Source organism: Sphingobacterium sp. G1-14 (assembly GCF_002196555.1).
In the GTDB taxonomy this organism is placed as follows: Bacteria; Bacteroidota; Bacteroidia; order Sphingobacteriales; family Sphingobacteriaceae; genus Sphingobacterium; species Sphingobacterium siyangense.
The window spans coordinates 3,191,126-3,213,692 of sequence record NZ_CP021381.1 but is presented as its reverse complement, the minus strand read 5'-3'; the positions used below and the strand labels follow the sequence as shown (position 1 = coordinate 3,213,692).

General features: G+C 39.5%; 20 protein-coding genes and 1 tRNA gene. 7 read left to right on the top strand and 14 right to left on the bottom strand.

The genetic code is table 11. The features are described 5' to 3' along the window. Positions 1 to 4: 4 nt before the first annotated feature. The 4 genes from CBM24_RS13530 to CBM24_RS13515 form a co-directional block, all read right to left on the bottom strand. Positions 5 to 3,277 carry a TonB-dependent receptor gene (locus tag CBM24_RS13530; protein ID WP_088161624.1) on the bottom strand — a complete coding sequence of 1,091 codons (3,273 nt, stop codon included), beginning with the start codon at positions 3,275 to 3,277 and terminating at the stop codon, positions 5 to 7. A gap of 35 nt (positions 3,278 to 3,312) precedes the next feature. After that, a complete protein-coding gene (locus CBM24_RS13525; RefSeq protein ID WP_088161623.1) occupies positions 3,313 to 4,452 on the bottom strand; it encodes a FecR family protein in 1,140 nt (379 codons plus the stop codon). Between the two features lie 67 nt (positions 4,453 to 4,519). After that, positions 4,520 to 5,077: an RNA polymerase sigma-70 factor gene (locus CBM24_RS13520; RefSeq protein WP_088161622.1), complete on the bottom strand. Its 558-nt coding sequence runs from the start codon at positions 5,075 to 5,077 to the stop codon at positions 4,520 to 4,522. A 212-nt stretch (positions 5,078 to 5,289) separates the two neighbouring features. Further along, positions 5,290 to 5,994: a TIGR00730 family Rossman fold protein gene (locus tag CBM24_RS13515; RefSeq protein WP_167512255.1), complete on the bottom strand. Its 705-nt coding sequence runs from the start codon at positions 5,992 to 5,994 to the stop codon at positions 5,290 to 5,292. Between the two features lie 115 nt (positions 5,995 to 6,109). Between CBM24_RS13515 and recR the strand changes: the two genes are divergently transcribed. After that, the gene (gene recR / locus CBM24_RS13510; RefSeq protein ID WP_088161620.1) at positions 6,110 to 6,724 is read left to right on the top strand and encodes a recombination mediator RecR; all 615 of its coding nucleotides are present in this window, start codon (positions 6,110 to 6,112) and stop codon (positions 6,722 to 6,724) included. On the opposite strand, the gene CBM24_RS13505 is transcribed toward recR, so the two are convergent. Genes CBM24_RS13505 through CBM24_RS13495 form a run of 3 tightly spaced genes read right to left on the bottom strand, consistent with a single transcriptional unit; the run spans position 6,721 to position 8,884 of the window. Further along, positions 6,721 to 7,896: an oxygenase MpaB family protein gene (locus tag CBM24_RS13505; RefSeq protein ID WP_088161619.1), complete on the bottom strand. Its 1,176-nt coding sequence runs from the start codon at positions 7,894 to 7,896 to the stop codon at positions 6,721 to 6,723. The genes recR and CBM24_RS13505 overlap by 4 nt on opposite strands. Positions 7,897 to 7,901: 5 nt before the next feature. Next, positions 7,902 to 8,255, bottom strand: a complete 354-nt coding sequence (locus CBM24_RS13500; protein WP_088161618.1) for a hypothetical protein — start codon at positions 8,253 to 8,255, stop codon at positions 7,902 to 7,904. A gap of 14 nt (positions 8,256 to 8,269) precedes the next feature. Beyond that, the gene (locus CBM24_RS13495) at positions 8,270 to 8,884 is read right to left on the bottom strand and encodes a hypothetical protein (protein ID WP_088161617.1); all 615 of its coding nucleotides are present in this window, start codon (positions 8,882 to 8,884) and stop codon (positions 8,270 to 8,272) included. 383 nt (positions 8,885 to 9,267) lie between these two features. Between CBM24_RS13495 and CBM24_RS13490 the strand changes: the two genes are divergently transcribed. Continuing rightward, positions 9,268 to 10,119, top strand: coding sequence for an AraC family transcriptional regulator (locus CBM24_RS13490; RefSeq protein ID WP_088161616.1), 852 nt, complete (start codon positions 9,268 to 9,270; stop codon positions 10,117 to 10,119). Positions 10,120 to 10,196: 77 nt separating this feature from the next. Then, positions 10,197 to 11,450, top strand: a complete 1,254-nt coding sequence (locus CBM24_RS13485) for an amidohydrolase (RefSeq protein ID WP_088161615.1) — start codon at positions 10,197 to 10,199, stop codon at positions 11,448 to 11,450. An 81-nt stretch (positions 11,451 to 11,531) separates the two neighbouring features. Here the strand turns inward: CBM24_RS13485 and CBM24_RS13480 are convergent, their stop codons facing one another. Further along, the gene (locus tag CBM24_RS13480) at positions 11,532 to 12,131 is read right to left on the bottom strand and encodes a hypothetical protein (RefSeq protein WP_232475532.1); all 600 of its coding nucleotides are present in this window, start codon (positions 12,129 to 12,131) and stop codon (positions 11,532 to 11,534) included. 546 nt (positions 12,132 to 12,677) lie between these two features. On the opposite strand from CBM24_RS13480, the gene CBM24_RS27300 reads away from it, so the two are divergent. The 3 genes from CBM24_RS27300 to CBM24_RS13470 all read left to right on the top strand — a co-directional run bounded on the left by CBM24_RS27300 (position 12,678) and on the right by CBM24_RS13470 (position 15,761). Next, positions 12,678 to 12,739: transfer RNA gene (locus CBM24_RS27300), tRNA-OTHER, on the top strand. A gap of 402 nt (positions 12,740 to 13,141) precedes the next feature. Then, positions 13,142 to 14,236 carry a slipin family protein gene (locus CBM24_RS13475; RefSeq protein WP_088161614.1) on the top strand — a complete coding sequence of 365 codons (1,095 nt, stop codon included), beginning with the start codon at positions 13,142 to 13,144 and terminating at the stop codon, positions 14,234 to 14,236. A 103-nt stretch (positions 14,237 to 14,339) separates the two neighbouring features. Continuing rightward, positions 14,340 to 15,761, top strand: a complete 1,422-nt coding sequence (locus CBM24_RS13470; protein ID WP_088163558.1) for an RtcB family protein — start codon at positions 14,340 to 14,342, stop codon at positions 15,759 to 15,761. 81 nt (positions 15,762 to 15,842) lie between these two features. On the opposite strand, the gene CBM24_RS13465 is transcribed toward CBM24_RS13470, so the two are convergent. The 4 genes from CBM24_RS13465 to CBM24_RS13450 form a co-directional block, all read right to left on the bottom strand. Next, a complete protein-coding gene (locus CBM24_RS13465; RefSeq protein ID WP_088161613.1) occupies positions 15,843 to 17,138 on the bottom strand; it encodes a chloride channel protein in 1,296 nt (431 codons plus the stop codon). Positions 17,139 to 17,233: 95 nt separating this feature from the next. Further along, positions 17,234 to 17,692, bottom strand: a complete 459-nt coding sequence (locus tag CBM24_RS13460; protein WP_088161612.1) for a GyrI-like domain-containing protein — start codon at positions 17,690 to 17,692, stop codon at positions 17,234 to 17,236. Between the two features lie 61 nt (positions 17,693 to 17,753). Beyond that, the gene (locus CBM24_RS13455) at positions 17,754 to 18,611 is read right to left on the bottom strand and encodes a DUF6265 family protein (RefSeq protein ID WP_088161611.1); all 858 of its coding nucleotides are present in this window, start codon (positions 18,609 to 18,611) and stop codon (positions 17,754 to 17,756) included. Between the two features lie 35 nt (positions 18,612 to 18,646). After that, a complete protein-coding gene (locus tag CBM24_RS13450) occupies positions 18,647 to 19,204 on the bottom strand; it encodes a DUF4256 domain-containing protein (protein ID WP_088161610.1) in 558 nt (185 codons plus the stop codon). A gap of 133 nt (positions 19,205 to 19,337) precedes the next feature. Between CBM24_RS13450 and CBM24_RS13445 the strand changes: the two genes are divergently transcribed. Beyond that, positions 19,338 to 20,207: a DUF808 domain-containing protein gene (locus tag CBM24_RS13445; RefSeq protein WP_088161609.1), complete on the top strand. Its 870-nt coding sequence runs from the start codon at positions 19,338 to 19,340 to the stop codon at positions 20,205 to 20,207. Positions 20,208 to 20,290: 83 nt separating this feature from the next. Here CBM24_RS13445 and CBM24_RS13440 read toward each other — a convergent pair whose 3' ends face one another. Beyond that, a complete protein-coding gene (locus CBM24_RS13440) occupies positions 20,291 to 21,676 on the bottom strand; it encodes a WG repeat-containing protein (protein ID WP_088161608.1) in 1,386 nt (461 codons plus the stop codon). Between the two features lie 138 nt (positions 21,677 to 21,814). After that, a complete protein-coding gene (locus tag CBM24_RS13435) occupies positions 21,815 to 22,399 on the bottom strand; it encodes a pentapeptide repeat-containing protein (protein WP_088161607.1) in 585 nt (194 codons plus the stop codon). Positions 22,400 to 22,567 lie beyond the last annotated feature (168 nt).

Here is a 22,567-nt window from a genome sequence, read left to right as displayed (position 1 = left end):
AAGGTTAAAAAGTTAGGTTTAAACCAACAATAAAGGTGCGTGCCTGCGGCGAAGTACCAAAATCGATGCCCGGCGCCATATTGGAGCTCACGTTTTCCTGGTTAGTTCCCCCATACATGCTTACCTCAGGATCTAAACCTGAGTATTTTGTGAATGTTAACAGATTCTCGCCTGTCACATAAAAACGGACCTTATTGAGCTTCCATCTTTCAAGCACTTGTTTAGGTAGCGTATAGGCCAAGGTCATCGATTTTACCCTGAGGTAGGAGCCTTTTTCTACAAAACGGGAAGAAATCTGTGAATTGTAGTTGTCATCTGTATTGTTTAGATCCGGACGGGGCATAATACTATTTTTGTTATTGACTGTCCATCTGTTTAACACGGCAACACTTTGGTTTCTCGGTTCCCACATACCTTCTGTATAAATACGTGTCGCATTAAGGATATCATTTCCCTGTACACCCTGTAAGAAAAAAGAAAAGCTGAAGTTCTTATAACTGAAATCATTTGTCATGCCATAAGAGAATTTTGGTGTAGCATTACCAATGATAGCCATATCACTCGTTTGAAGACCTGCATCAGGATCGGCCGTCTGATAGATCATATCTCCGGTCTCTGGATTGACGCCTTTCGCGACGTAACCCCAGAATGACCCCAATGCAACCCCTTCTTTTGCAATCGTACTATTGCCGCGGCCATCAATATTTCCGTCATAGTAGGTTCCGCCATCAATATTCAGTACTTTATTGCGATTGAGCCCAAAGGTGACTGTTGTATTCCATTTGAAATCGTGAACGAAATTTCGGCTACTCAATTCGAATTCGAAACCTCTATTCTGTAGGTCGCCGAGGTTTTTCAGTGCAGTTCTATAACCGGAACTATACGGAACTCTTGAGTTGAGAAGTAGGCCTACAGTTTTTTTTGCATAATAATCTGCACCAAATATCAATCTGGAATTAAAGAAACTGGCATCCACACCAATGTCGGTCTGGTTTGTTGTTTCCCATTTTAGATTTGGATTGTCCAAGGTAGCAGGTGTATACCCCGGTACAACTTGGTCGCCGATGTTGTATGACCCTGTCACGTCGACTAAACCGAGATAGGAAAAGGCCGGAATTTGGCTGTTTCCAACCTTACCCCAACTAGCACGGATTTTCAAATCGTTTACCGTGTTTTTCAGCGAACTAAAGAAATCTTCATTGGATAAACGCCAGCCGGCAGAGAAAGAAGGGAAGTACCCCCAACGGTTATTAGGCCCAAATACAGATGACGCGTCAGCTCTCAGATTGGCTGTAAATAAGTACTTGTCGTTATAATCATAACCGATTTTTGCAATGCCGGAGACAGTGGATATAGCAGCATCTATCGCTGTTGGCATCGCCGTAATCATCGAACCTCCATTGACGGTGTGAATCGCTGGATTAGCAAAATTCTGGGTAGCAATATTTGAGATTGTTGTTTGTGTTTTAGTGGTAATATAACCTAATAAACCTGTGAAGTGGTGCTTGTCACTAAAAGTTCTGTCATAGTTTAATGTATTTTCGGACATCCAATACTGATTGTCCTGCTGCTGGAGCGTCGCCATCCCTTTATATTTTCTACCCTCTGTCGTGCGGAACGGATCCACAAAAGTGCGATACTGGTTGTTAAATTTCTCATACCCAAACAGCGATTTGAATTTTAGTCCCGGTAGGATATTAGCCTCCACAAAGGCATTTCCTGTAAATCTGTTGTTGATATAGCTGTGCTCGTTGCCTGTTGCCAATGCAACGGGGTTGTCAAGATCCGTATAGAATGGATCTACTGTGAAAGCCCCCTTGTCACCGTATATGCCGATGACTGGAGAGCCCAGGTAAGCATTCATGATGACTCCATTTCGGGAGTTCTCGTTAATGTCCACATCGTACCAACGGTTGTAAGATAAGCTTGTTCCAACTTTAAAGATTTTATTGATCTGATGATCCAAATTAACCTTAAAATTGACCTTGTTTACTGTATTTGTGATGACCGTGCCATTATCTTTTTGATAAGATCCAGAAATATAAAACCCTGTCTTTTCATCTCCACCGCGTACTGAAGCCTGGTATTTTTGGCTGTGGCCGGTGCGGAATAGCTGATCTGGCCAGTTCGTATCAGCGGTATATTTCGACCAATCCAAGGCTTCTCCCATCTCAGTCATTAATTCTCTATACTGTGCCGCATTTAGAACGCTAGGCTTTTTTCTGATGGCTGAAAATCCTTGATAGGTTTCGAAATTTACCTGTGTCTTACCGTTTGTTCCTCTTTTGGTCGTAATCAACACAACGCCATTGGCTCCAGAAGATCCATAGACAGCGGCAGAAGCAGCATCTTTTAATACCGAAATGCTTTGAATATCTGATGGATTGAGCTCCGATATATTTTCGGTAGGAACGCCATCTACAATGTATAATGGATTGCTACCTGCAGTGATTGTTGAAGTTCCACGAACACGAATGGAGAAGCCAGCTTGCGGTTGTCCGGAGGATTTTACAATTTCTACCCCCGCCATCTTACCTTCCATGGCACTCGCCAATTGGGTCACAGGGCGATCTTCAATATCTTTTGTGCTCATGGTTGCAATGGCTCCCGTGATGTCCTTTTTCTTCTGTGTTCCAAAACCGACCACAACGATCTGTTCCAGTTGGTTGTTGGCAGTTTTCATCTGCACGTTGAGGAAGCTATTGGAGCCTACCGTACTACTGATAGTCTCATAACCTATCGAACTAAAGCTGAGTTGATGTGTAGAGGTCGCTTCAATCGAGAATTCACCTTTGCTGTCTGTTTCCGTTTGTTTACCTGTTGTTGTATTGCGGATTGTTACCCCTGTTAATGCTTTACCATCGCTATCGGAAACACGTCCTTTGACAAGCTGTTGTACATTAATCGTGTTTCTTAAGGGCATGTCATCTGTTTTCCTTTTTAAGACAATGGTGTTGTTGACAATTTTATAAGAATACGATAGCTCTTTCAGATTGTCATCCAGAATTTCAACAATAGAACCATCTTTATGGTTTATTCGGATTTTTTGGTTATCATTAATCTGTGAGTTATCGTACAGAAACACATAAGAACTCTGACGTTCGATCTCTTTAGCAAACTTTGCCAAAGTGTATTCCTTGTCTTGTAACTTGATTTTAGTTTGGTTTACATTCGCCATCGCCAAATTATTTGCATGGGAAACGCATTGGATCGCAAGTAAAGCAGCAAATAGTTTTGCCTTTTTACCAGCCCCTTGGATGGTTTTAAGTTTATACATAATTAGTTGGGTAAGTTTGTTTTATATTAAATAATTTAGAGTTCAACTTCAATTTTATTGTTTTGCAATCGACATTTTATATCCAGGAAGTTGAGGGTCTCAACCAGTTGCTGGGCCGTTGAATTACGTTTTATTTTTCCTGTCAGTTCACGCTTTTCATTTGTTCCTTTATAGACAATATCTACATTATACCAGCGTTTTATGGCGGCGAGTGCATCTTTTATTGGTGTCGATTCAAAATAGAAAAAGCCATTTTTCCAGGCCATTGCCTCTTCGATATTGGCTTCTGCTACGATAAGATTTCCACCTGTGGTAAATGCTGCTTGACCAGGTTTCAGCATTTTTGACTTGCCGAATTGCGAGACTTGTACAGAACCCGCTATAAGTGTGGTTTTATTGTTTTCATTTGGATAGGAGCTTACGTTAAAATGGGTTCCAAATACGCGAATGGTTTGTTCATTCGATCGCACATAGAATGGTCGATTACTATCGTGGCTGACTTCAAAATAGGCTTCACCAGATAATTTTACTTCACGGCTATTCGACGCAAAAGATTCAGGAAATGTCAAAACGGAGCCAGCGTTTAGCCACACCTTACTGCCATCGGCCAAAATTATCGTATACTCTGTTCCAATCGGCGTTTCAATGGTATTGGTACGGCTAGCAGCGGTATTCTTACTGGCTGTAAATTGATATTGCACGGTTCCGGAAGCAGTTGTAACAACTTTCACCTGTTCATCCTGATGGAGAACGCTCTGTTGGTGGGCAGAAAGGTCAATTTTAGTTCCATCGGCTAAAGTTAATACGGCTGCTTTAATACCCGGATGAACTTGCTGTTGCGTCTTCACAGCTACCTGCGGGGTATCTCCGGTTGTTCTTTTAACAAGGTAAAGGGGCAATATAAATAACAGTGCCAAAGCAGCAGCTATTCCACTCAATTTCACCCATTGTGGAATTCGCTTGATTTTTGACGCTTGGATTTCCTGCTTGATATGTAAGAATAACAGCTCTTTGAGTTGTTGTTCATCCGTTGCGAGCTCCTCGGGGATAGGGAGAGGTTCGCCATTACTTGTTTCATACCATTGTTGCAGTTCGGCTTCTTCTTCAGGGGTACATGTGCCTTGAAGCCATTTATAAGCCAATTGCTTTATCCGGAATTGATTATGATCAACCATATTTAGGGGTTATTTATATATAGAGTCCCTAAATTGGGCTGATACCCTGACAAGAAGAGAAAAAAAATTACAAAGTAATCAGAAAGCGCTGAATACCAGTGCGTATTTTTTTTAAGGCACGGCTTAATTGGGTTTCGACAGTTTTCACAGAGATGTTCATACTTTCAGCGATCTGTTTATAGGAGAGTCCCTCTTCGCGGGATAATTTGAAAACAAGCTGGCATTTTTCAGGCAATTCCGAAACAAGCTGATCTAGCCGAACACGAAGCTCTTCAAACTGAAGCCAATTTTCCGTCGAGTTATCAAAATCCACCCATTCCGTATCATGCTTAAAAGCTTCCTGCTTGTATTGTTGTGCGAGATATTTAAATACTTTGTATTTAACGGCCACAGCGAGGTAGGAGGCGAGATTGCTTTCAATTTGGAGTTGATGGCGTCTCAGCCAAAGTGAAGTAAAGATATTTTGTACAATTTCCTGCGCATCTTCCAGTGAATTTGTTTTGCGGGCAGCCTGGTAATAAAGCTTTTTCCAATAGCGATCGTACAAAGCTTCGAACGCTAAGCTATCGTCTTGTTGAATCAACACGATCAACTCTTCATCTGAATGGCCTCCAAAATCTCTCATGCAAGACAATAATTTGTTTTTCTATGGTTATACGACGTGAAATGCTAATTGCGCTATAAATGTAGGGACTAAATTATGAATAATGCAACTTTAATAAATAAAAGCTGGCTTTAAGCAGCTAAACGCACATTTTACAAAGGAAAGCAGCTTCGAATAGACAAAAAAAAGGAGTATCTGAATCAACAGATACTCCTTTTTTGAAGTGGTGCTTCTTAGAAGTTTGGTTTCAACAAGTATTTATCGTAGAATCGGAAAATATGATCAGCTGCTTCCTCGGCAGTATCCACAATTCGAAATAGTTTTAAATCCTCTTCACTGATATATTTGTTTGAAATCATTGTATTTTGAACCCAGTCCATTAATCCTTTCCAATATTCAGAGCCGACCAATACGATTGGAAAACGCGCAATTTTACCGGTTTGAATCAGTGTGATTGCTTCAAAAAGTTCGTCCATGGTTCCGAAACCTCCAGGCATAACAATATATCCTTGAGAATACTTCATAAACATGACCTTTCTGACGAAAAAGTACTTAAATTCAAGCAATTTGTCGCGGTCAATATATTTGTTGTGAAATTGCTCGAATGGCAATTCAATGTTTAGACCAACAGACTTCCCTCCAGATTCGTAGGCGCCCTTATTGGCTGCCTCCATAATACCCGGTCCACCACCGGAGATAATACCATAACCGCGTTCCGTCAATAAGCTAGCAATATCTACCGCCATTTGATAATATTTGTGTTCGCGTGGGGTACGTGCTGATCCAAATATTGAAACACAGGGGCCAATTTTTGCCAATTTCTCAAACCCATCCACAAACTCTGACATCACTTTAAAAATCTGCCATGAGTCCTTTACTTTAATTTCCTGCCATGTTTTGTTTTCAAATGCGCGGATAATTTTATCTTCTTTTGTAATGTCCATATATAACGTTATACATTTAATTTCTAAAACCTAATTTTTCAAAAAGGAATACAATATAGCTATTTTTTTAATACTAGCTACTTTTTCTGATTATTCTTACATTTGCATTATGAATTTTTCTTCTAAACTTCTCGAGAACGCAGTTGCCGAATTTGGAAAATTACCTGGCGTGGGACAAAAGACGGCATTAAGACTGGTTTTGCATCTGTTGAAGCAATCCGATGCAGATGTAGCGCGTTTTACGGCCTCTATCGATCGCTTGAAAGAAGATATTCAATATTGCCAAGAATGTTTCAATATTTCTGACCACAGTATATGTGAGATATGCGCCTCATTCAAACGCGATAAAAGTTTGATCTGTGTTGTAGAAGACACGCGAGACGTGATGGCCATCGAAAATACAAATTCCTATCAAGGGGTATATCATGTATTGGGAGGGTTAATTTCGCCAATGGACGGTATTGGCCCCGCTGATCTAAAAATCGAAGGGTTAATTAATCGAATCCAGAGAGGTGAAGTAGAAGAAGTTATTTTGGCACTTTCAGCAACAATGGAAGGGGATACCACCATTTTTTATTTATACCGTAAATTGCGTGAGTTTGATGTTAAAATTACAACGATTGCCCGCGGTATAGCCTTTGGTGGCGAGCTGGAATATGTCGATGAGCTGACCCTGGGACGATCCATTGCGACACGGGTGCCTTACGAGCGCAACGTTGGTTAATTGTATTTCAGATAGATTTGTTTCACGCCTTCGTGTACTTTTCTTCCTTTGTCAATTTGTTGTTGTCGCCATAAGCTGTCGGTAACCATACGATTTGCTTTTTTATTTTTTAAGATATTCACATAAGCCATTTTACCGAGTACCGTCTTCTTTAAACCCAATAGTGAACAGGAATAGTCTCCCAATAGATAATGATTGTAGTAGAGATGAATTTCGCGCATGAGCTTTCGTCCCCATTTGTTTGTGGGGTAGGCCGCTTTAATGGGCTCTTCCATTAGCGCTTTTGCTAAAGCTAAACTATCCTGATCTCCTGATTGTTGTGTCATGGTCCAATAATACAAAGCTTCAATGGCTTGCTCCTCTGTGTCGGGGAGAAGTTGCATTGGAATACCCAGCAATGTTCCGATAAATTTCCAGACATGGAATAAACCTTCAATCTCGTTTTTCAATACATTGAATTTCATGCGTTTTAGTCCCGTTAGGTAAACAAGAGAAAATCCGAGATTGGTTGCAAGCATATCCCATGTATTTAATGGAATGCCCCATTTTTCTGTTTGCCACTGACCGTGCTTTAGGATGTTTAATCGCGCATACGAATGGATACATCGGGTGAGTAGAATGGCCTCTATGCCAATATTACCCTTTTTCAGCGCATCATCGCCTGTGATATCAACCCAAAAGGTTACCGTTTCGGTGAGCCGTTTTACGGCACCTTTTTTTAGTGCTCCCGTAAAGATTAAGGGTTTATTGATCGCACTGGATTCATAGCCTCCCATGAGGACATAATCCCGTAACACAATAAGTCCTGATAAACCAGAGCGTTGACTGAGCCCAATGCCTTGTTCTATTTTATTCCAATCTAACCAAGAAGGGCTGAGATCTAATGTATTTAAAAAATTCAGCAATACATGTTCGTATGCTGCATCAATAGGCTTGCCTGCAAGTGCATCTTTAAGCAGTTGTTGACCTTGATGGAAACCAATTTTTAGGTGTAGCTGCTCGACAAGTTGGTCGCAGCTATTGTCAAATTGATAGAGTAAAGGAGTAAATTGATCGGCAGCAGCGATGGAAAGTTTCGTCGGCAATTTGCGAAGCAATTCGACACCAAGACCCCTTGACCAATAAAAAGAAAATGAACTTGTATTAACTTGATAACGTTCGGGTACTCGCATATCTTTTATTGAATTGTCCAAAAGGTATAACTTCCAGTTAGTGTGATACTATCATTTGATTTATTAAACTTAAAGTCTATATAATCCATTTGACACGATGAGAGATCACTACAACAAAATTGACGATCAATTTTAAAATGAAGTCTAAAAGAACCTTCGGTACTATTTGTATAAAAAGTCAATCCACTTATGCTAAAGTCACTTAAATGCGGTGCGCCATCTTTATCTTCCAATTGCTCGATAACGTAATCATTGATTTCTTGCTGATGTTTGTCGATGAATGGTATAAGATCTTGATTGCTGAATGGTATGATTAAATCGTCTTTTTTTAGTTGGATTCTGATGTTAATTTCTGTCATCTTATTATGCTGTACTAATAAAGATCTCTCCAGTTTGGAATATATAAACTGAAAATTGCCTCTGTTTCTTTTTGCGTCTTATGAGCAAATTTACAGAAAGCCTTTAGAATAATTAGATTGATGTGTTCTTTTTCGAAATCAATGAGTCGATTTGAAAAATGAAATCCACCTTCAACGATTCTAAAATCGTTTTTGGATAATTTATGGATGGTTACTGTAGCTACATCATATATATCCAACTGTTCTTCCCAATAAGCAATCTGCTTGATTATTTCATGATAGAGTAATTCCTGACTCCATTTGTGCAGTAATTTCAATGTATTCGTGCTCTTCTTTTGATATACACATATGCTTGTAGCTGTCAGTTCAACGGTTGCTAGCGTTGTGGAAGGATAGATTTTGACCAAATAAGGTTTTCCAAATAGGTAGTAGGGATTTTCTAAATAGGAATAGGATATACCTTCCGATTTACTTTCTGGCGGGTTTAACTTGATGTATTCTTTAAGGAAAGCAACATCGCAATGTGCCGGAGCATGTACACGATAGGGTGATGAACTACCCGAAATTTGGATATAATCTTTATTCCAGGGAACTATTTCATAAAATATACGACCGATTTCGATTTGCATTTCTCGATTTTAAATTAGATTTGGGGCGTCGGCATTCAATATCGCTTGACACCCTAGCAGCCGCGTTAAAGTAACATTTTTTTATATTAAACAATAGTTATAATCGTAACAATTTTCTTTTATACAAAGAGTCCAAACAATAAGAGTTTCGTTTGAACAAATTATGGACTAGGAGTAACCAACTTCGGACTGTAAGCAGTATGTCTGTACGATGCATCCATAGTAAATGCACTTAGAAAAGGGGACTCAACGTGGACTCACTGTGGACTCACTGTGCTTACAGGACGAAGTTGGTCATAAGTTAGTCGTAATTTGTAGCATTGTTACCAGCTCTCACTAGTTTTTGTTTTTAATATTTAGATACTATCTTTGGAATACTGTTTATGTATCAACCCAACGACCATTTTCCAATATTAGACCTGCAGAAATTTCAGGAAGGGATTATCGCTGACCGCGATTTGCTTTTTCATGAGCTCATTGGCCCTAGAGAAATTAGTGAACCGCACAAACACGATTTTTTTATCCTTTTATTGTTTCAGGAGTCTGTAGGCACACATACAATAGATTTTGACCGTTTTGTACTAGGCGCAAATCAGTTACATCTGGTTTTTCCGGGACAGGTGCATCAGTGGCAGATGGCCGATCCTACCTATGCACTGCAGCTCATGATCAGTAGGCGTTGGTTCGAAAGCTTATTACCTGCGTTGCGATTTCCTATTTCCTATTACCTTAAGCATTTGGTCATTGATCTTTCAACAGCCAATTTCCAGTCCTTATTAACAGAATTCAAGGCAATTGCAGATGATTTACAGGATGGCGAGATCCTATGGGAATTGATTTACGCACGGGTCAAAGTAATTACGCTTCTGATCAGCAAGATCGTTCAGGATAATTATGATGATTATGAACAATATCAGGCTAATCCAATTATGGCAAAATTTGTGCAGCTTATCGATGAATGGTATAAAAGTGAAAAATCAGTCGCTTTTTATGCCGAGAAGCTAAATATTTCGGCAAATTATCTGAATGTGTTAAGTAATCGGGTTTTACAGAAATCAGCTTCATTTTTGATTCAGGAACGTGTGTTACTGGAAGCAAAGCGATTGCTTAGAATTTCGGATAAAACGATCAAAGCGATTGTTTTTGATTTAGGGTTTTACGACAATGCAAGCTTCAGCAAGTTTTTTAAAAGCCATACGAATATGACGCCAAGTCAGTTTAAAGCACAGCCATAATATCTACATAAGCTGTGATAATTCGTACAAAGATCATTGGCTCAAATCACTTAGCTTTGGTGAAAAATGATATAGGCATGAATGAAATCAATCAGAATCAAGAGACATATTTGTTGAAGAATGTATTGCTAGAAACAGGCTTTCTTTATGAGAAGGACGAAATTGTTGCTACGAAAACGGCATTATTTGATATTCAAATTGAGGCAAATAAAATAAAAAATATTGAGCGAGCGCAATCGGTAGCGAATGGAAAAGCTTTTGATGTGAAAGGTAAATTGGCATTGCCACCATTCCGTGACATGCATATTCATTTGGATAAAACATTATACGGCCTGCCCTGGAAGGCGGTATTTCCAAAAAATAGAACTGTAAAAGATATGATTGCCAAGGAACAGGTGATTATCCCCGAGTTGTTGAAAACCTCTGTCGAACGGGCCGAAAAGTTAATCGCGCTTTTACAGGGCTACGGAACAAATTTTGCACGTACGCATTTTAATGTAGACCCAACATCGGGAACAAAGTCATTGGAGCATTTGTTACAGGCGCTGGAACATTTAAAATATTCATTTGCTGCAGAACTGGTCGCATTCCCCCAGCACGGTCTATTCTATACAGAATCGGCGAAACTAATGGAGGAGGTAGCTAAATGGGGGCAGGTGGATTTTATTGGTGGTTTGGATCCCTTTAGTATTGACGGCAGTATTGAGAAACCGATGGACTTGACCGTTCAACTTGCATTGGATAATAACAAGGGAATCGATATCCACTTGCATGAGGGAGGGGAATCAGGTGTTAAGACCATACATTATTTGATTGATAAAGCATTGGAAAATCCGGTATTGCAGGGACGTACATTTATCAGTCATGCTTTCGCCTTAGGTTACATGCCGAAAAAGGACTTAGCACATACGGCCGAAAGATTGGCAGAAGCGAAAGTTGGTATCTGCAGTTCGGTTCCTTTTCGCAATATGTTGATGCCATTTCGGGAATTGAAAAAAGCGGGAGTGGAAGTTTTTGCAGGAAACGACAATGTTCAGGACCATTGGGGTACTTTCGGTAGCGGTAATATGCTTCAAAAAGCCAATCTGGCTGCGGAATTATATGGTTATGAAACTGAATTCGAGTTATCCCGTTGCCTTCGTTATGCGACCAATGGCAAAATTCCGCTTGATTATCAAGGGAATTCCGTATGGCCGAAAGTTGGAGATGATGCTAGCCTCCTTTTTGTCGATGCGAGTTGTTCTGCAGAAGCAGTTTCTCGCATCTCAACTGTCTATGGGCTTATCCATCAGGGAAATGTGGTCAAATGGAACAATAGTTCCCAAGCTTAATTGAAAGTAGCAAATAATCATAAATTGAAAATGCCAATTTATCGTCTAGAAAATTGGCATTTTCAATGCTGGCGGTAACGTTTAGTGTAGGAAAGTCGTCTTGCAATAATCTATTTTATAAGAACCTTGCTCATTGACCAATTGAACTTCATTTTTTGTTCGGATGTCATTACCGTAATCAATAAATACGATAAATTTGCTTTCAGTTACTCTGTCGATTTTGACATCCTTGATATCCAATGCGTCGTCATTACCTCTTCCAAATAACCAGGTTTCCGCTGTATATAAGGGGTAGATTTTTCCCCATTTGGCCTTGTAAGCTGCCTCAGCTTTGGGTAGTTCTTCATCTGTGAGGTTGGAGGGCCCGTAAATTTCATTCGCATCTTTTAAAAAGGCTTGGAATCGCTTGGTACATAATGCGTCCTCTTTATCCAGATAGTAACAATATTTCCCAGATGCGGAACCTGTACATTGAAAAATTCCTTTCAACCAAGCTTCTGCTTGCTGATTCTGACCCACTGCCGTGTCTTGCTCCGCTGTCCTTGTGCTGTCTTTGATTGGTATTTGCTTTGCAGGATGATTTGCAGGATGATTTGCAGTAGCGCTTTTATGGTCTTGCGCTGAATTTGTACAGCTTGCTAACATGCAAAACAGCCCTATTGTTGCATATAAACTTTTCATTTTTGATATCGTCTTAATATTGGAATAAAATTAGGATATAAATTGGATAACATGATCACGGATTACCACTATATTCAACAGAATATTCATCAAAAAATCTAATTTTCCATTCTTTTTGAAACAATGCAGAGGGCCGTAAGTCTATCGTGTCGATTTAAGACGCAATGAATTTGCGTAGTTCAGGACTTCTAAATCTTTTTTTACAGCAATTATTTATTTTATCACCTGTATATCAGTACTATATAGTTTTTCATGGGTTTTTCTTATTTCTTTTTATTGTTACGCAAATTCCCTGCGTAGTAAACCAACGATATTTGTAATGTCAACAATGACAAACGTTCTTTGATGGAAATTATAGCGAAAAGCTTTAAGATATATACTTTATTATGAAGTATAAAAGAGCCTTTCTTCTTCAGATGGCATCCTGGTCACCTGTTTCAGTATAGCAGGTTAGTATTGTTCTCTATGAGCTTCAATATACTGATAAAACGAGAAGTTGAAAGGAAAGTGCTCGTGTTAGAGGTTCGAATCCTCTCCTGTAAAAAAGGTAGCTCAAGGGTAGAGCAAAGCAGTTAGTTGTGGGTCGTAGGTTCGATTCCTACTCCTGAGCAATCAGGATAGTTCAGTCTGGTTAGAATAACAACACAATCGTGTGGGTTCGAATCCCACTCCCATTTTCGGATGGAATAGCATAAGGGTATTGCATCGAACTGTCCATTCGGACATTCAAAGTTAAGACTTTCTTCAAAAAGGTCGTTTGGTAGAAGCTTGCTATCTTTTATCCTGCTTATACGCTGTTTTCATGCGATTGAGCAATTGATTGATGGCCTGAGATTCCTAAGTGAGGTATCTGCATTTATAATAAAATGTCATGACAATAAGATGGGGTATTTGTTCATCGACTTTTGATTTTAAAAAGGGGATCTGGACTTTCGAATCCCGCTTGAGGTCAAGGGATAAAAAATAGCAGGTTTTATAATAGAAATGAGGAAAATTTAAAAGAATATACAATGAAAAGAGTACAACTAACTACAGACGAAATCGGATTGGTTGTTAAGAACAATGCGTTGATCCGTGTTTTGAAATCCGGTAACTACTGGTTGGGATTTGGTGAAAAACTGGAGAAGTACACGACTACTCATCCATTTCCTTCCGGTCGCAATGTCGATGTACTGTTGCAGTTGACAGGTTTTCGCGAATTGGTCGATATCGTTGAAGTGGGTGATACGGAGATCTGTCTTGTTTTTTTGAATGGTAATTTTGAAAAGACGTTAGCGTCTGGCAGACATCTTTTTTGGAAGGAATTGCGCGAACGCAGATTTCAATTAGAAGACATTACGGAGATTGAGATCCCTACATCTGTTAATCGTCAATTGCTGGAGAAGCAGAGCTTAGGCTATTATGTACGTCAATATAAAATTGAACCAAATGAGAAAGCATTGCTTTTTGTGGACGGTGTGTTTGTAGATATTTTGAAGTCGGGAACGTATTGTTGGTGGAAGAATGCAAAAACCATAGCGATTTCAAAAGCTGATATGAGAGTCTTGACGTTGGAGGTGGCGGGACAGGAGATCTTGTCCAAAGATAAGGCACAGATCAGAATCAATTTCACGCTGCAATATCAGATTGTGGATATTGTCAAAGCGCTATTGGATAATAAAGAATATGAAAAGCAATTGTATTCGTTGATGCAGTTGACCTTACGGTCCTATATTGGCCAGATGACTTTGGACGAGTTGATGGAGCGAAAGACCGAAATACAAGGCTATGTCTTAGAAAATACATTGCCACAAGTCGCGGGCTTGGGTATAACACTGTTGACCTGTGGCATTAAAGATGTTATTTTACCAGGAGATGTGCGGGACATCATGAACCAGGTGTTGATTGCAGAGAAGAGGGCGCAGGCAAATAGCATCATGCGTCGTGAAGAGACTGCTTCAACACGGAGTTTGTTGAATACCGCGAAGCTGATGGAAGAAAACAGTATGTTGTTTAAATTGAAGGAAATGGAATATGTGGAAAAGATTGCTGAAAAGATCAATACGATTTCGGTTTCCGGAAATGGACAGATTGTTGACCAACTCAAGCAATTGTTTGTGAAATAAAAGATTAATAAGTTGAAAGAGGTGCAGGTAGCAACGTAAAGAGATGTTGTTACCTGCTTTGGAGAAGTTGTATGGCTGCTCCATCAAAAAAGAACGTAAAAAAATGGAAAATAAAAGAATAAATGGCAATGATTTAATTGCATTAGGATATAAAGAGAATCATTCCTTGGGCGTGGCATTAAAGATCAATAGTAAAAGACACGGTTTTACGCGGGTAGAAATGCTCGAAAAGTTCAAGTCTGTCCTGGAAGATCCGACCGGGTATTCAGAAGATGCTGTTTTCGGAATTTTGGCTCATGCCATACTTGGACAAGAGGCTGTTGATAAGTCGTTAATTGCATTGAACGAGACTCCGGCGGAATATACAATTTATGGCGCGTCTGAAATCGAAACAGGGGCGAAAGTACAGATGAATATCGCTATGAAATTGCCTGTTTCAGTTGCCGGAGCGCTGATGCCGGATGCGCATCAAGGATATGGGTTGCCAATTGGTGGAGTACTGGCGACTAATAATGCGGTGATTCCTTATGGGGTCGGTGTCGATATTGGCTGTCGTATGGCTTTGTCTATCTTTGATTTGCCAGCCTCATTTTTGGAAGAGAATTTAATGACCTTGAAAGACATTATTCTGCGTAATAGTAAGTTTGGTGCTGGCAATGGATATTTGAGACATGAACGTGTAGATCATGCTGTATTGGATAACGAATTGTTCACTGAGAACAGCTTCCTTTCCGCATTGAAGGATAAAGCCTGGACGCAATTGGGATCTTCAGGTGGGGGGAATCATTTTGTGGAGTTCGGTATAGTCAAATTTGAAGAAAGAGATGAGGTTTTGAACATTGATAGCGGAGCCTATTTAGGCTTACTGACCCATTCAGGTTCAAGAGGAATGGGCGCCACCATTGCTGCACATTATACAAAATTAGCCAAATCCTTGTGTAAGTTGCCTTACCAAGCTGAAAATCTAGCCTATTTAGACTTAGATACTCATGAAGGGCAAGAATATTGGCTAGCGATGAATCTCGCCGGCGATTATGCATCAGCTTGCCATGAAGTGATCTATGAAAAGATTACGTTGGCTTTAGGGGCCGAATTGTTGGCGAAGGTCGAAAATCACCACAATTTTGCATGGAAGGAAACGTGGAATGGTCAAGAGGTTATTGTCCATCGAAAAGGTGCTACGCCAGCTGCAAAAGGGGTTATGGGGATTATTCCAGGCTCCATGGCTACACCAGGATTTTTGGTTCGTGGAAAAGGGGAGTCGAATGCGATACAATCGGCATCTCATGGGGCAGGTCGACTAATGAGCCGTACGCAAGCGATTAAAACGCTATCTTCCCATGATCTCCATTCGATGCTTAAAGATAAAGGTATTATGTTGCTTGGGGCAGGGATGGATGAAGCGCCGATGGCCTATAAAGACATCCATACCGTAATGGCTTCACAAAAAGATCTTGTTGATGTCGTGGCAAAGTTTTCGCCTAAGATAGTCCGTATGGCAGATGATGGGAGCAGGGAAGATTAAATCATGAAAAAAGCGCCTCAAACGTATTTGAGGCGCTTTTTTATTGTGATTTGATCATGTTTTATTGATCAATCAGTGAGATTAAAATGGTTTGGCTGTCGCTACTTCCTTATAGGTGTATACATTATAAGGATATAGTTTTTTTGCCAGCGCTTTCGCAATAAAACTACTGATGAGTAGCGGTGCTAGTAATAAATACCCTGAAGGAACAAGGCTTGCAATAATAAAGATTGCCGTAAATGGTGCGTGTATAGCCGCAGAAAGCATTGCTGCTGCACCAAAAAGAGCAAAATTTATAACCACCAATTGTGTGCCTAGGTAATGATTACAAAGCTGTGCAAACAAAACGCCTAACAATGCACCTGTAACAATACTTGGGGCAAAAACGCCGCCATCACCACCTGCACCTAAGGTCAAAGAGGCTACAAAAGGTTTTAAGAGAACAAGCAGGATCAGCGGAAGAAAGTACAGTAAATTAACAGAATCATGCAGACTGCTTTTTAGAATTTCTCCAAGACCATGATAGCTGTCGCCATACAATGCCGGCAAGAAAAAGATAAATGTCCCAACGGTGATTGCGCCCAAATTGACACGGATAAAATTACTTTTTATGCCTGCAAAATAGGACTTTGCATAAATAACAATTTTAGTGAAATATAACGCTAAGATCCCGCCAATCAGTCCTAAAATGGCTACAAAAGGGATCGCCTGCCATCGCCATGCTTTTACCTCAAATGTAAATAAAGGACTTGCATCAAGGTAATAAACAAGTACGGACGCCACAGCCATTGAAGTTAGTCCACTAATGAGTAAAGTCTTATTATATCTCCGTGCAATTACCTCAAAAGCAAAAAGAAAACCACCCAATGCGCTTCCAAACAACAGTGTGACTCCAGCAATTACGCCAGCGCAGATCAACTCGGTTTTGTAGGCCCAAGCCGGATGCAATCTCCTATACGCTTGGTTGCCTACTGTAGCTGTGGCAACAACTGTGGAGACTTCAACACCGGTTGAACCACCAAAAATTACAGTTAGAAAACCATTGATATAATGGGAAGGAATCTTAAAAAAAGGCAAATGGTCTTTTCTTGTTTCCAATGTTGTATAGATTTCTTTGATCCCTTTGTTTTTTCTGTTTTGAAAAGCGTATTTCCGTAAAAAATAAATAGCTGTAATACCGATGCTGGGTAGAATAATAAACAGTTTAGGATTCCAGGAAGATACTCTTTCAAACAATTCTTCCTGTACATAACCTGTGCTGTGCTTGAGACTGTATGCCAATAAGCAACAAATGATACTAACGAGAGCTGAACTTCCAATTAATTTTAAATAGCTATATCGAACAACTTTTTTTCTGTATGTCGTATTGCCTTGCATAATGTTTTTCTTTAAATCGGCACAAAGGTAAGTGTTATTTAGTTTAAAATAAATGATTAATATCTTAAGACATACTTTTTGTTACGATAGCGGGCTTACTGGATACCGATGAAAATATCCACTTTTGCGTCTTGTGGATTTTGAGCTTTTTCGCCATATATTTCGAAGTCTGCAGCATATGTTCTTGGTAAATCCGAACTCCATATCTTTTGCCAAGTTTCATAAACGATGCCATCTTCTAAACTTCCTTCCGCGGTAAAGTGTTGGTAATGATTTTCAGCGATATGAATACCATCCAAGTCTTCGGGTACTTCTTCAAGATTGCTTACTTTACAGCCCAAGAAAGTCGTATAAGGTAGGGTATGATCCTTTTCATATTCGGTATAGATACAGTAAAGTTCGTTGGATATCTTGTTGGGAATACGGCTTAATACATCTTCTTTAAAAAAGCGGGCCCAAAGTTCCGGAATGTCCTTAGCTGCCTGTCCATTTTGGTTGCTCGTACGGATGGCGAGGCCAATTATACTGAATGAAGGGATTGTTTGATTTTTCATGTCTTTTAGTTTTCCCCAAAGTTAGATCGGCAAATGACAGCTGTATGTCACGAACAAACAGCTAATGTTGTTTTTTCCAGATTTTATCTACTTGGGACAGGTATTCTGCCAAAGCAGCTGAACCATACCAAGGGTAAAATGAAGCTTCTAAGAGACCATTCTTTATCGCTGGATCGTTTTCTAAAATATGCTTTGCCGCATCAATAGAAGCCATGTTATTTAAGATAAAAAGCCCCCGGAAGTTATTGTCATTTTTCCCAAACGGGCCAGCAACAATCAGTTGCCCATTTTTTACGAGAAGACTGATATTTTCCATGTGACCTTTGAAACATTCATTAATAAATTGTTTGTCTGTTGTTTTATTCTCGCCAGTTTTCAGGAGGACAAAGATGTAGGATTTCATTCCATAATCATCGGCCCCTAATTTTTTTGCGAGTTCATGATCGTAATTTGGGTTCGCTACGGTCGTTGTGGGTACGATTTTAGTCGCATAAAAAGATCTGACTTTTCCCGATTTTCCTTCCACTGCAATATGAAGTCGGTTTGTAGCGACGCGTGTATATCGAATGAAATTAGGGAAATCATGGGTCTCATTGACAAAAGAATAGGTACTATCCTGATAATTTAGCTCAAAATTGACTTTTTTCCCATTGTTTTGTCCGATGACCAGTGCTGTATATATAATTTTATCCTTTATTTTGGTCAATTTTAGGTATTCACTGACTATCTTTTGACCATTTTTCAACGCATAGGAAAGGCCTATTAATTCATGTTCGTTTATACGATCCCATTGTTCGTATTCCTCTTTATTGTCAACCTTCCACGTCCCTTCCAAGAAAGAAGGAAAAGATACTTGTGAAAAAAGGGGTTGAGCAGCTCCCAAGCAAAAGAGTAGGGTGGCGATTAAAATTGTTTTCATATAGGTTTTATATTTTGATGCTTAAGTGCTTTTATTTAAAGAAAAAGTATGGTACGAAAGCCCCGTGCCGCATAATAGGAGATCGCGCCATTATGATAGGTGAAAACTTGGTTGTGACGTCTGTCACCAAATAAGGCGCCACCAAGCTTACGAATACCCGCTGGAGTTTGTATCCAGCTGGAAGTTTTTAAATCAAATTCACCTAACATTTGGAGTTGGCGATAGTGTTGTTCAGAAAGCAGCTCGGTCCCCATTTTTTTAGCTTCTTCGACAGCGCTTCCAATAGGCTTGTTTTCCTTCCTGTCATCTAAGGCTTTTTGGTCAAAACAGAGACTTCTTCTTCCTTTGGGACTTTCTTCTGTACAATCCACAAAAGCATACTGCTTTTTGTTTGGATCAATAATAACAAGGTCGGGCTCGCCACCGCTCTTTTCCATTTGGAACAAACTCCATAATTTTTGGGGGCTTTCAAGCAATTTATGCACTACTTCGTCCCAGCTGATCTGTGGGTGTCGTTTGGGGAATTTCTGAAACCTTTCTTTTAGCGTTTCAAGTAGCATTGACTGTTCCTCTTGTGTAAGCAAATTTTTCATAATGGTTGTCCTTGTGGTATTAAAATTACGTATTTAATTCAAAAGTAATGTAGCTTGATATTGCAAATGGATTAAATTCCTTATTTCAAAATTGAATTAAATTTATATTTTTACGTTCAATTTTTATATAAATATGGCTTCAGGAATATTTGCAATTCTAGATGATATTGCAGCGTTGATGGATGATGTGGCAGTAGCGAGTAAAATCGCAACAAAAAAAACTGCTGGAATCTTAGGTGACGATTTAGCGGTTAATGCCGAGAAAGCGACTGGCTTTTTAGCTTCACGCGAGCTCCCGGTTTTATGGGCAATTACAAAGGGCTCACTGCTCAATAAGTTGATAATTGTACCAATAGCATTATTACTGAATGTCTTTTTTCCAATTGCCATCAAATATATTTTAATCTTGGGAGGCTTCTATCTTGCTTTTGAAGGTGTTGAGAAGATTATTGAATACCTGTTCCATCGCAAACATCCTACGGAGGAAACAAAAGTGGAGACTGTCGTTGCTGAAAACTCAGTTGCCGCTGAAAAAGCGAAGGTAAAATCGGCTATTACTACAGATTTTATTCTTTCTGTGGAAATCGTCATTATTGCTTTGGGAACGGTTCTGGGAAAAAGCTTATCCTTACAAATTATTACGGTTTCGGTTGTTGCTTTTCTAGCCACAGTCGGAGTCTATGGTATTGTAGCACTTATCGTTCGTATGGACGATGCAGGTTATAAATTAATTAAAACCTCCCGTGAAAAAGGTCCTGTTGCGAGCCTAGGTCGGTTTTTAGTCCGTGCGCTACCCTTCGTTATCAAATTATTGGCTGTTGTAGGTACATTTGCTTTAATTCTGGTTTCAGGTGGAATATTTGCGCATTATATTGATTTCTTACACCATGCGCTACCAGCCCTGCCAGGAATGATAAAAGAGCTGTTGTTTGGCTTAGGAGGAGGTATTATCGTGGTGATTTTATTTACGATCGGCAAAAAGCTGTTTAAAAGGAAAAAATAAACTCCTATTGATCTTTGATGATCGGCAACCGTATAACAAAAAAGGCAGCAGGTATATCTGCTGCCTTTTTTGGTTTCTGGTTCTTAAATTGTGTCTGTTGCCTCTGCAGCGGCATCTATTTCTACACGTTCACCTTTTGTATTAATCAAAATTACATCGTCCGAATCCGCTAATGAGACAGAAGCTACACCATCACTGAAAGAGGTGGCCCCGCTGTATATAAACGGTATGGCCACTTTTCCCTGGCCATCTAAATAACCATATTTTCCATCTTTACTAGCAAGGAAAAGATTAGGTTCTTCTGTAACTGAAATCAAATCGTAGTCGGGAGCAACGATTTTATTGGTTTTTATTTCCGTAAGATTATACGTGTCGTTTTCAATACTGATGAAATGCGTTGAATTATTTTCAGAAATATAGCTATAGGTCGCCGGGACAATTATTTTGCCTGCCTGATTCAATATACCATATTTATTTTTCTGCTGAAATACGGCATAACCACCGTTAATGAACGATATCATATCATAATTTGCGGAAATTAAAATTTTGCCAGATTTATCCATGACCCCATATTTTTCGTTTAGTCCAAAAACCAGTTGTCCAAGGTGATCATCGTATCCTAAATAATCGTATTGGAAGGGAATGATTGGTTTACCGGCCAGATTAATGGCACCATATTTTTCATTTTTATATTGAACTATACTAATATCGCCAACAAATGGTGCGATGTATAGATATTGTGCTGGTACAATTGTTTTTTCTTCACCGTCTTGTACCCCTAGGAGATTAGTTGCAGCATCTTCAAATAAATACAGGTTTTCAGCAATCTGGTTGCTTTCTTCCGAATCTTCCTCGTCGTCATAAATGGATGCTACTTGCTCATAATCCTCAGGAACGATAAAATCTTTATCGTCCAGTTGGCTATCGGCGATGTTCTGGGCAATCATATCCATTCCAAGAGGTGTTGTTAACTGCAGCACCGCCCCGGGGATTTTTTTAAACAGATCAAATCCCTCCCAATAGGTGGCTGGCAATTTATCGCTATACCAGATCGATAAGGTGCTGTTTTCGTCGTTATCTTCTGAAATAGGAATTTCGACCTGAGCTAGTTTGCAGGGATAACCGGCAATCATTTTCGTCTGGTTTGGGACGAATTTGATTGCATGTGGGCTGAGCGCATTTTCTTTAACGACGTATTTTGCCAGTCCTGGGTACAATATAATTGATTGCTCTTCATTTTTTTTAATGAGAAAGATTGACTCTTCGCCGTCTCCGGAAGCCGATATGACTTTTATTTTATCATTGTTAACATACGCTTCGTACACAGAAACTGGAGCTGCTTGTGCTTCTTCACTGGGATCGACAGCATACGTAATAGCATAGTTGATCTTGAATGCTTTATTGATCTGTGCAAACGACATTGTGCTGGCCGCTAAGATAGCTGCGAATGATAGGGATATTTTTTTCATCTTCTTAAACTTTGAATGACAAATATCCTGATTCAAAGTGGGGAGTTTTATCCCTGAAATCCGTTATTTAACGATAAATCAAAATGTTTCAAATGAATACATTGATTTGGGGAGTTAGCTGAACGGTCTTCCCTATATTTAATCAATAACCAGCTGATATTTAAGTAGTAGGCCAGGCAGTTGTTCCGGGCCAAATTTACTTTTTTTCATACGATTGACCTCTGGATCTAGCTGGATATTGATCGAAGACCGAAAATCGCAGCCCTCGAGATTGCATTGTACAAAGCGGGCATTTAGCAAATTCGTTTTTTTAAACAGCACCTGTTGAAGATTGGCCCGTTCAAAATCCACATGTTGCAAAGAGCATTGTTCAAACTGGAACTTCTTTATATTTCTTTCAAAAAAAGAGGAGTAATCCAGAACTGAGTTGCTGAAATTGGCATGAAAGGAAAATGAACTACATTCATTAAAGTGTATGCCGAGCATTTTGCAGTCATTAAAAACAACATGATCTAATTGTGTGCCCTTTAGACTGACATTAGAAAGATTACATGATTTAAATTCACAATTTGTGAATAGTAGATCTACGAGTTCTGCGTTCTGGAAATCACATTGCTCAAAGGTGCATTTGTAGAATTCCTGAACTTGCTTCAGTTCAGCTGTAAATGTTTGTTTAGTGATTGTTTGTTCGACAAGTTCTTCCATTCTGTATCGTGTTAGCATTGATTTTAGCGAAAATAAGCAATTCTGCCGAATGATTTTACTTTAAAATATAGTCAAAGGCGCTATTTCCGCTTGCGAACAAAATACCTGATTTCAGGGATAAAAAGGAGGATTTTTTATAGCTATTTTTGGCATAGCCATAAAACATAATTCTTGGGGTGCTGGGGA

What these genes read in the sequence shown, in the direction of transcription:
- CBM24_RS13480 (WP_232475532.1), bottom strand. Translation starts at nt 12,131, where the DNA reads ATGAAAAGTTTATATGCAACAATAGGGCTGTTTTGCATGTTAGCAAGC.
- CBM24_RS13450 (WP_088161610.1), bottom strand. Translation starts at nt 19,204, where the DNA reads ATGAAAAATTTGCTTACACAAGAGGAACAGTCAATGCTACTTGAAACG.
- CBM24_RS13475 (WP_088161614.1), top strand. Translation starts at nt 13,142, where the DNA reads ATGAAAAGAGTACAACTAACTACAGACGAAATCGGATTGGTTGTTAAG.
- CBM24_RS13520 (WP_088161622.1), bottom strand. Translation starts at nt 5,077, where the DNA reads ATGAGAGATTTTGGAGGCCATTCAGATGAAGAGTTGATCGTGTTGATT.
- CBM24_RS13460 (WP_088161612.1), bottom strand. Translation starts at nt 17,692, where the DNA reads ATGAAAAATCAAACAATCCCTTCATTCAGTATAATTGGCCTCGCCATC.
- CBM24_RS13435 (WP_088161607.1), bottom strand. Translation starts at nt 22,399, where the DNA reads ATGCTAACACGATACAGAATGGAAGAACTTGTCGAACAAACAATCACT.
- CBM24_RS13500 (WP_088161618.1), bottom strand. Translation starts at nt 8,255, where the DNA reads ATGACAGAAATTAACATCAGAATCCAACTAAAAAAAGACGATTTAATC.
- CBM24_RS13530 (WP_088161624.1), bottom strand. Translation starts at nt 3,277, where the DNA reads ATGTATAAACTTAAAACCATCCAAGGGGCTGGTAAAAAGGCAAAACTA.
- CBM24_RS13495 (WP_088161617.1), bottom strand. Translation starts at nt 8,884, where the DNA reads ATGCAAATCGAAATCGGTCGTATATTTTATGAAATAGTTCCCTGGAAT.
- CBM24_RS13490 (WP_088161616.1), top strand. Translation starts at nt 9,268, where the DNA reads ATGTATCAACCCAACGACCATTTTCCAATATTAGACCTGCAGAAATTT.
- recR (WP_088161620.1), top strand. Translation starts at nt 6,110, where the DNA reads ATGAATTTTTCTTCTAAACTTCTCGAGAACGCAGTTGCCGAATTTGGA.
- CBM24_RS13470 (WP_088163558.1), top strand. Translation starts at nt 14,340, where the DNA reads ATGGAAAATAAAAGAATAAATGGCAATGATTTAATTGCATTAGGATAT.
- CBM24_RS13465 (WP_088161613.1), bottom strand. Translation starts at nt 17,138, where the DNA reads ATGCAAGGCAATACGACATACAGAAAAAAAGTTGTTCGATATAGCTAT.
- CBM24_RS13440 (WP_088161608.1), bottom strand. Translation starts at nt 21,676, where the DNA reads ATGAAAAAAATATCCCTATCATTCGCAGCTATCTTAGCGGCCAGCACA.
- CBM24_RS13525 (WP_088161623.1), bottom strand. Translation starts at nt 4,452, where the DNA reads ATGGTTGATCATAATCAATTCCGGATAAAGCAATTGGCTTATAAATGG.
- CBM24_RS13485 (WP_088161615.1), top strand. Translation starts at nt 10,197, where the DNA reads ATGAATGAAATCAATCAGAATCAAGAGACATATTTGTTGAAGAATGTA.
- CBM24_RS13445 (WP_088161609.1), top strand. Translation starts at nt 19,338, where the DNA reads ATGGCTTCAGGAATATTTGCAATTCTAGATGATATTGCAGCGTTGATG.
- CBM24_RS13505 (WP_088161619.1), bottom strand. Translation starts at nt 7,896, where the DNA reads ATGCGAGTACCCGAACGTTATCAAGTTAATACAAGTTCATTTTCTTTT.
- CBM24_RS13455 (WP_088161611.1), bottom strand. Translation starts at nt 18,611, where the DNA reads ATGAAAACAATTTTAATCGCCACCCTACTCTTTTGCTTGGGAGCTGCT.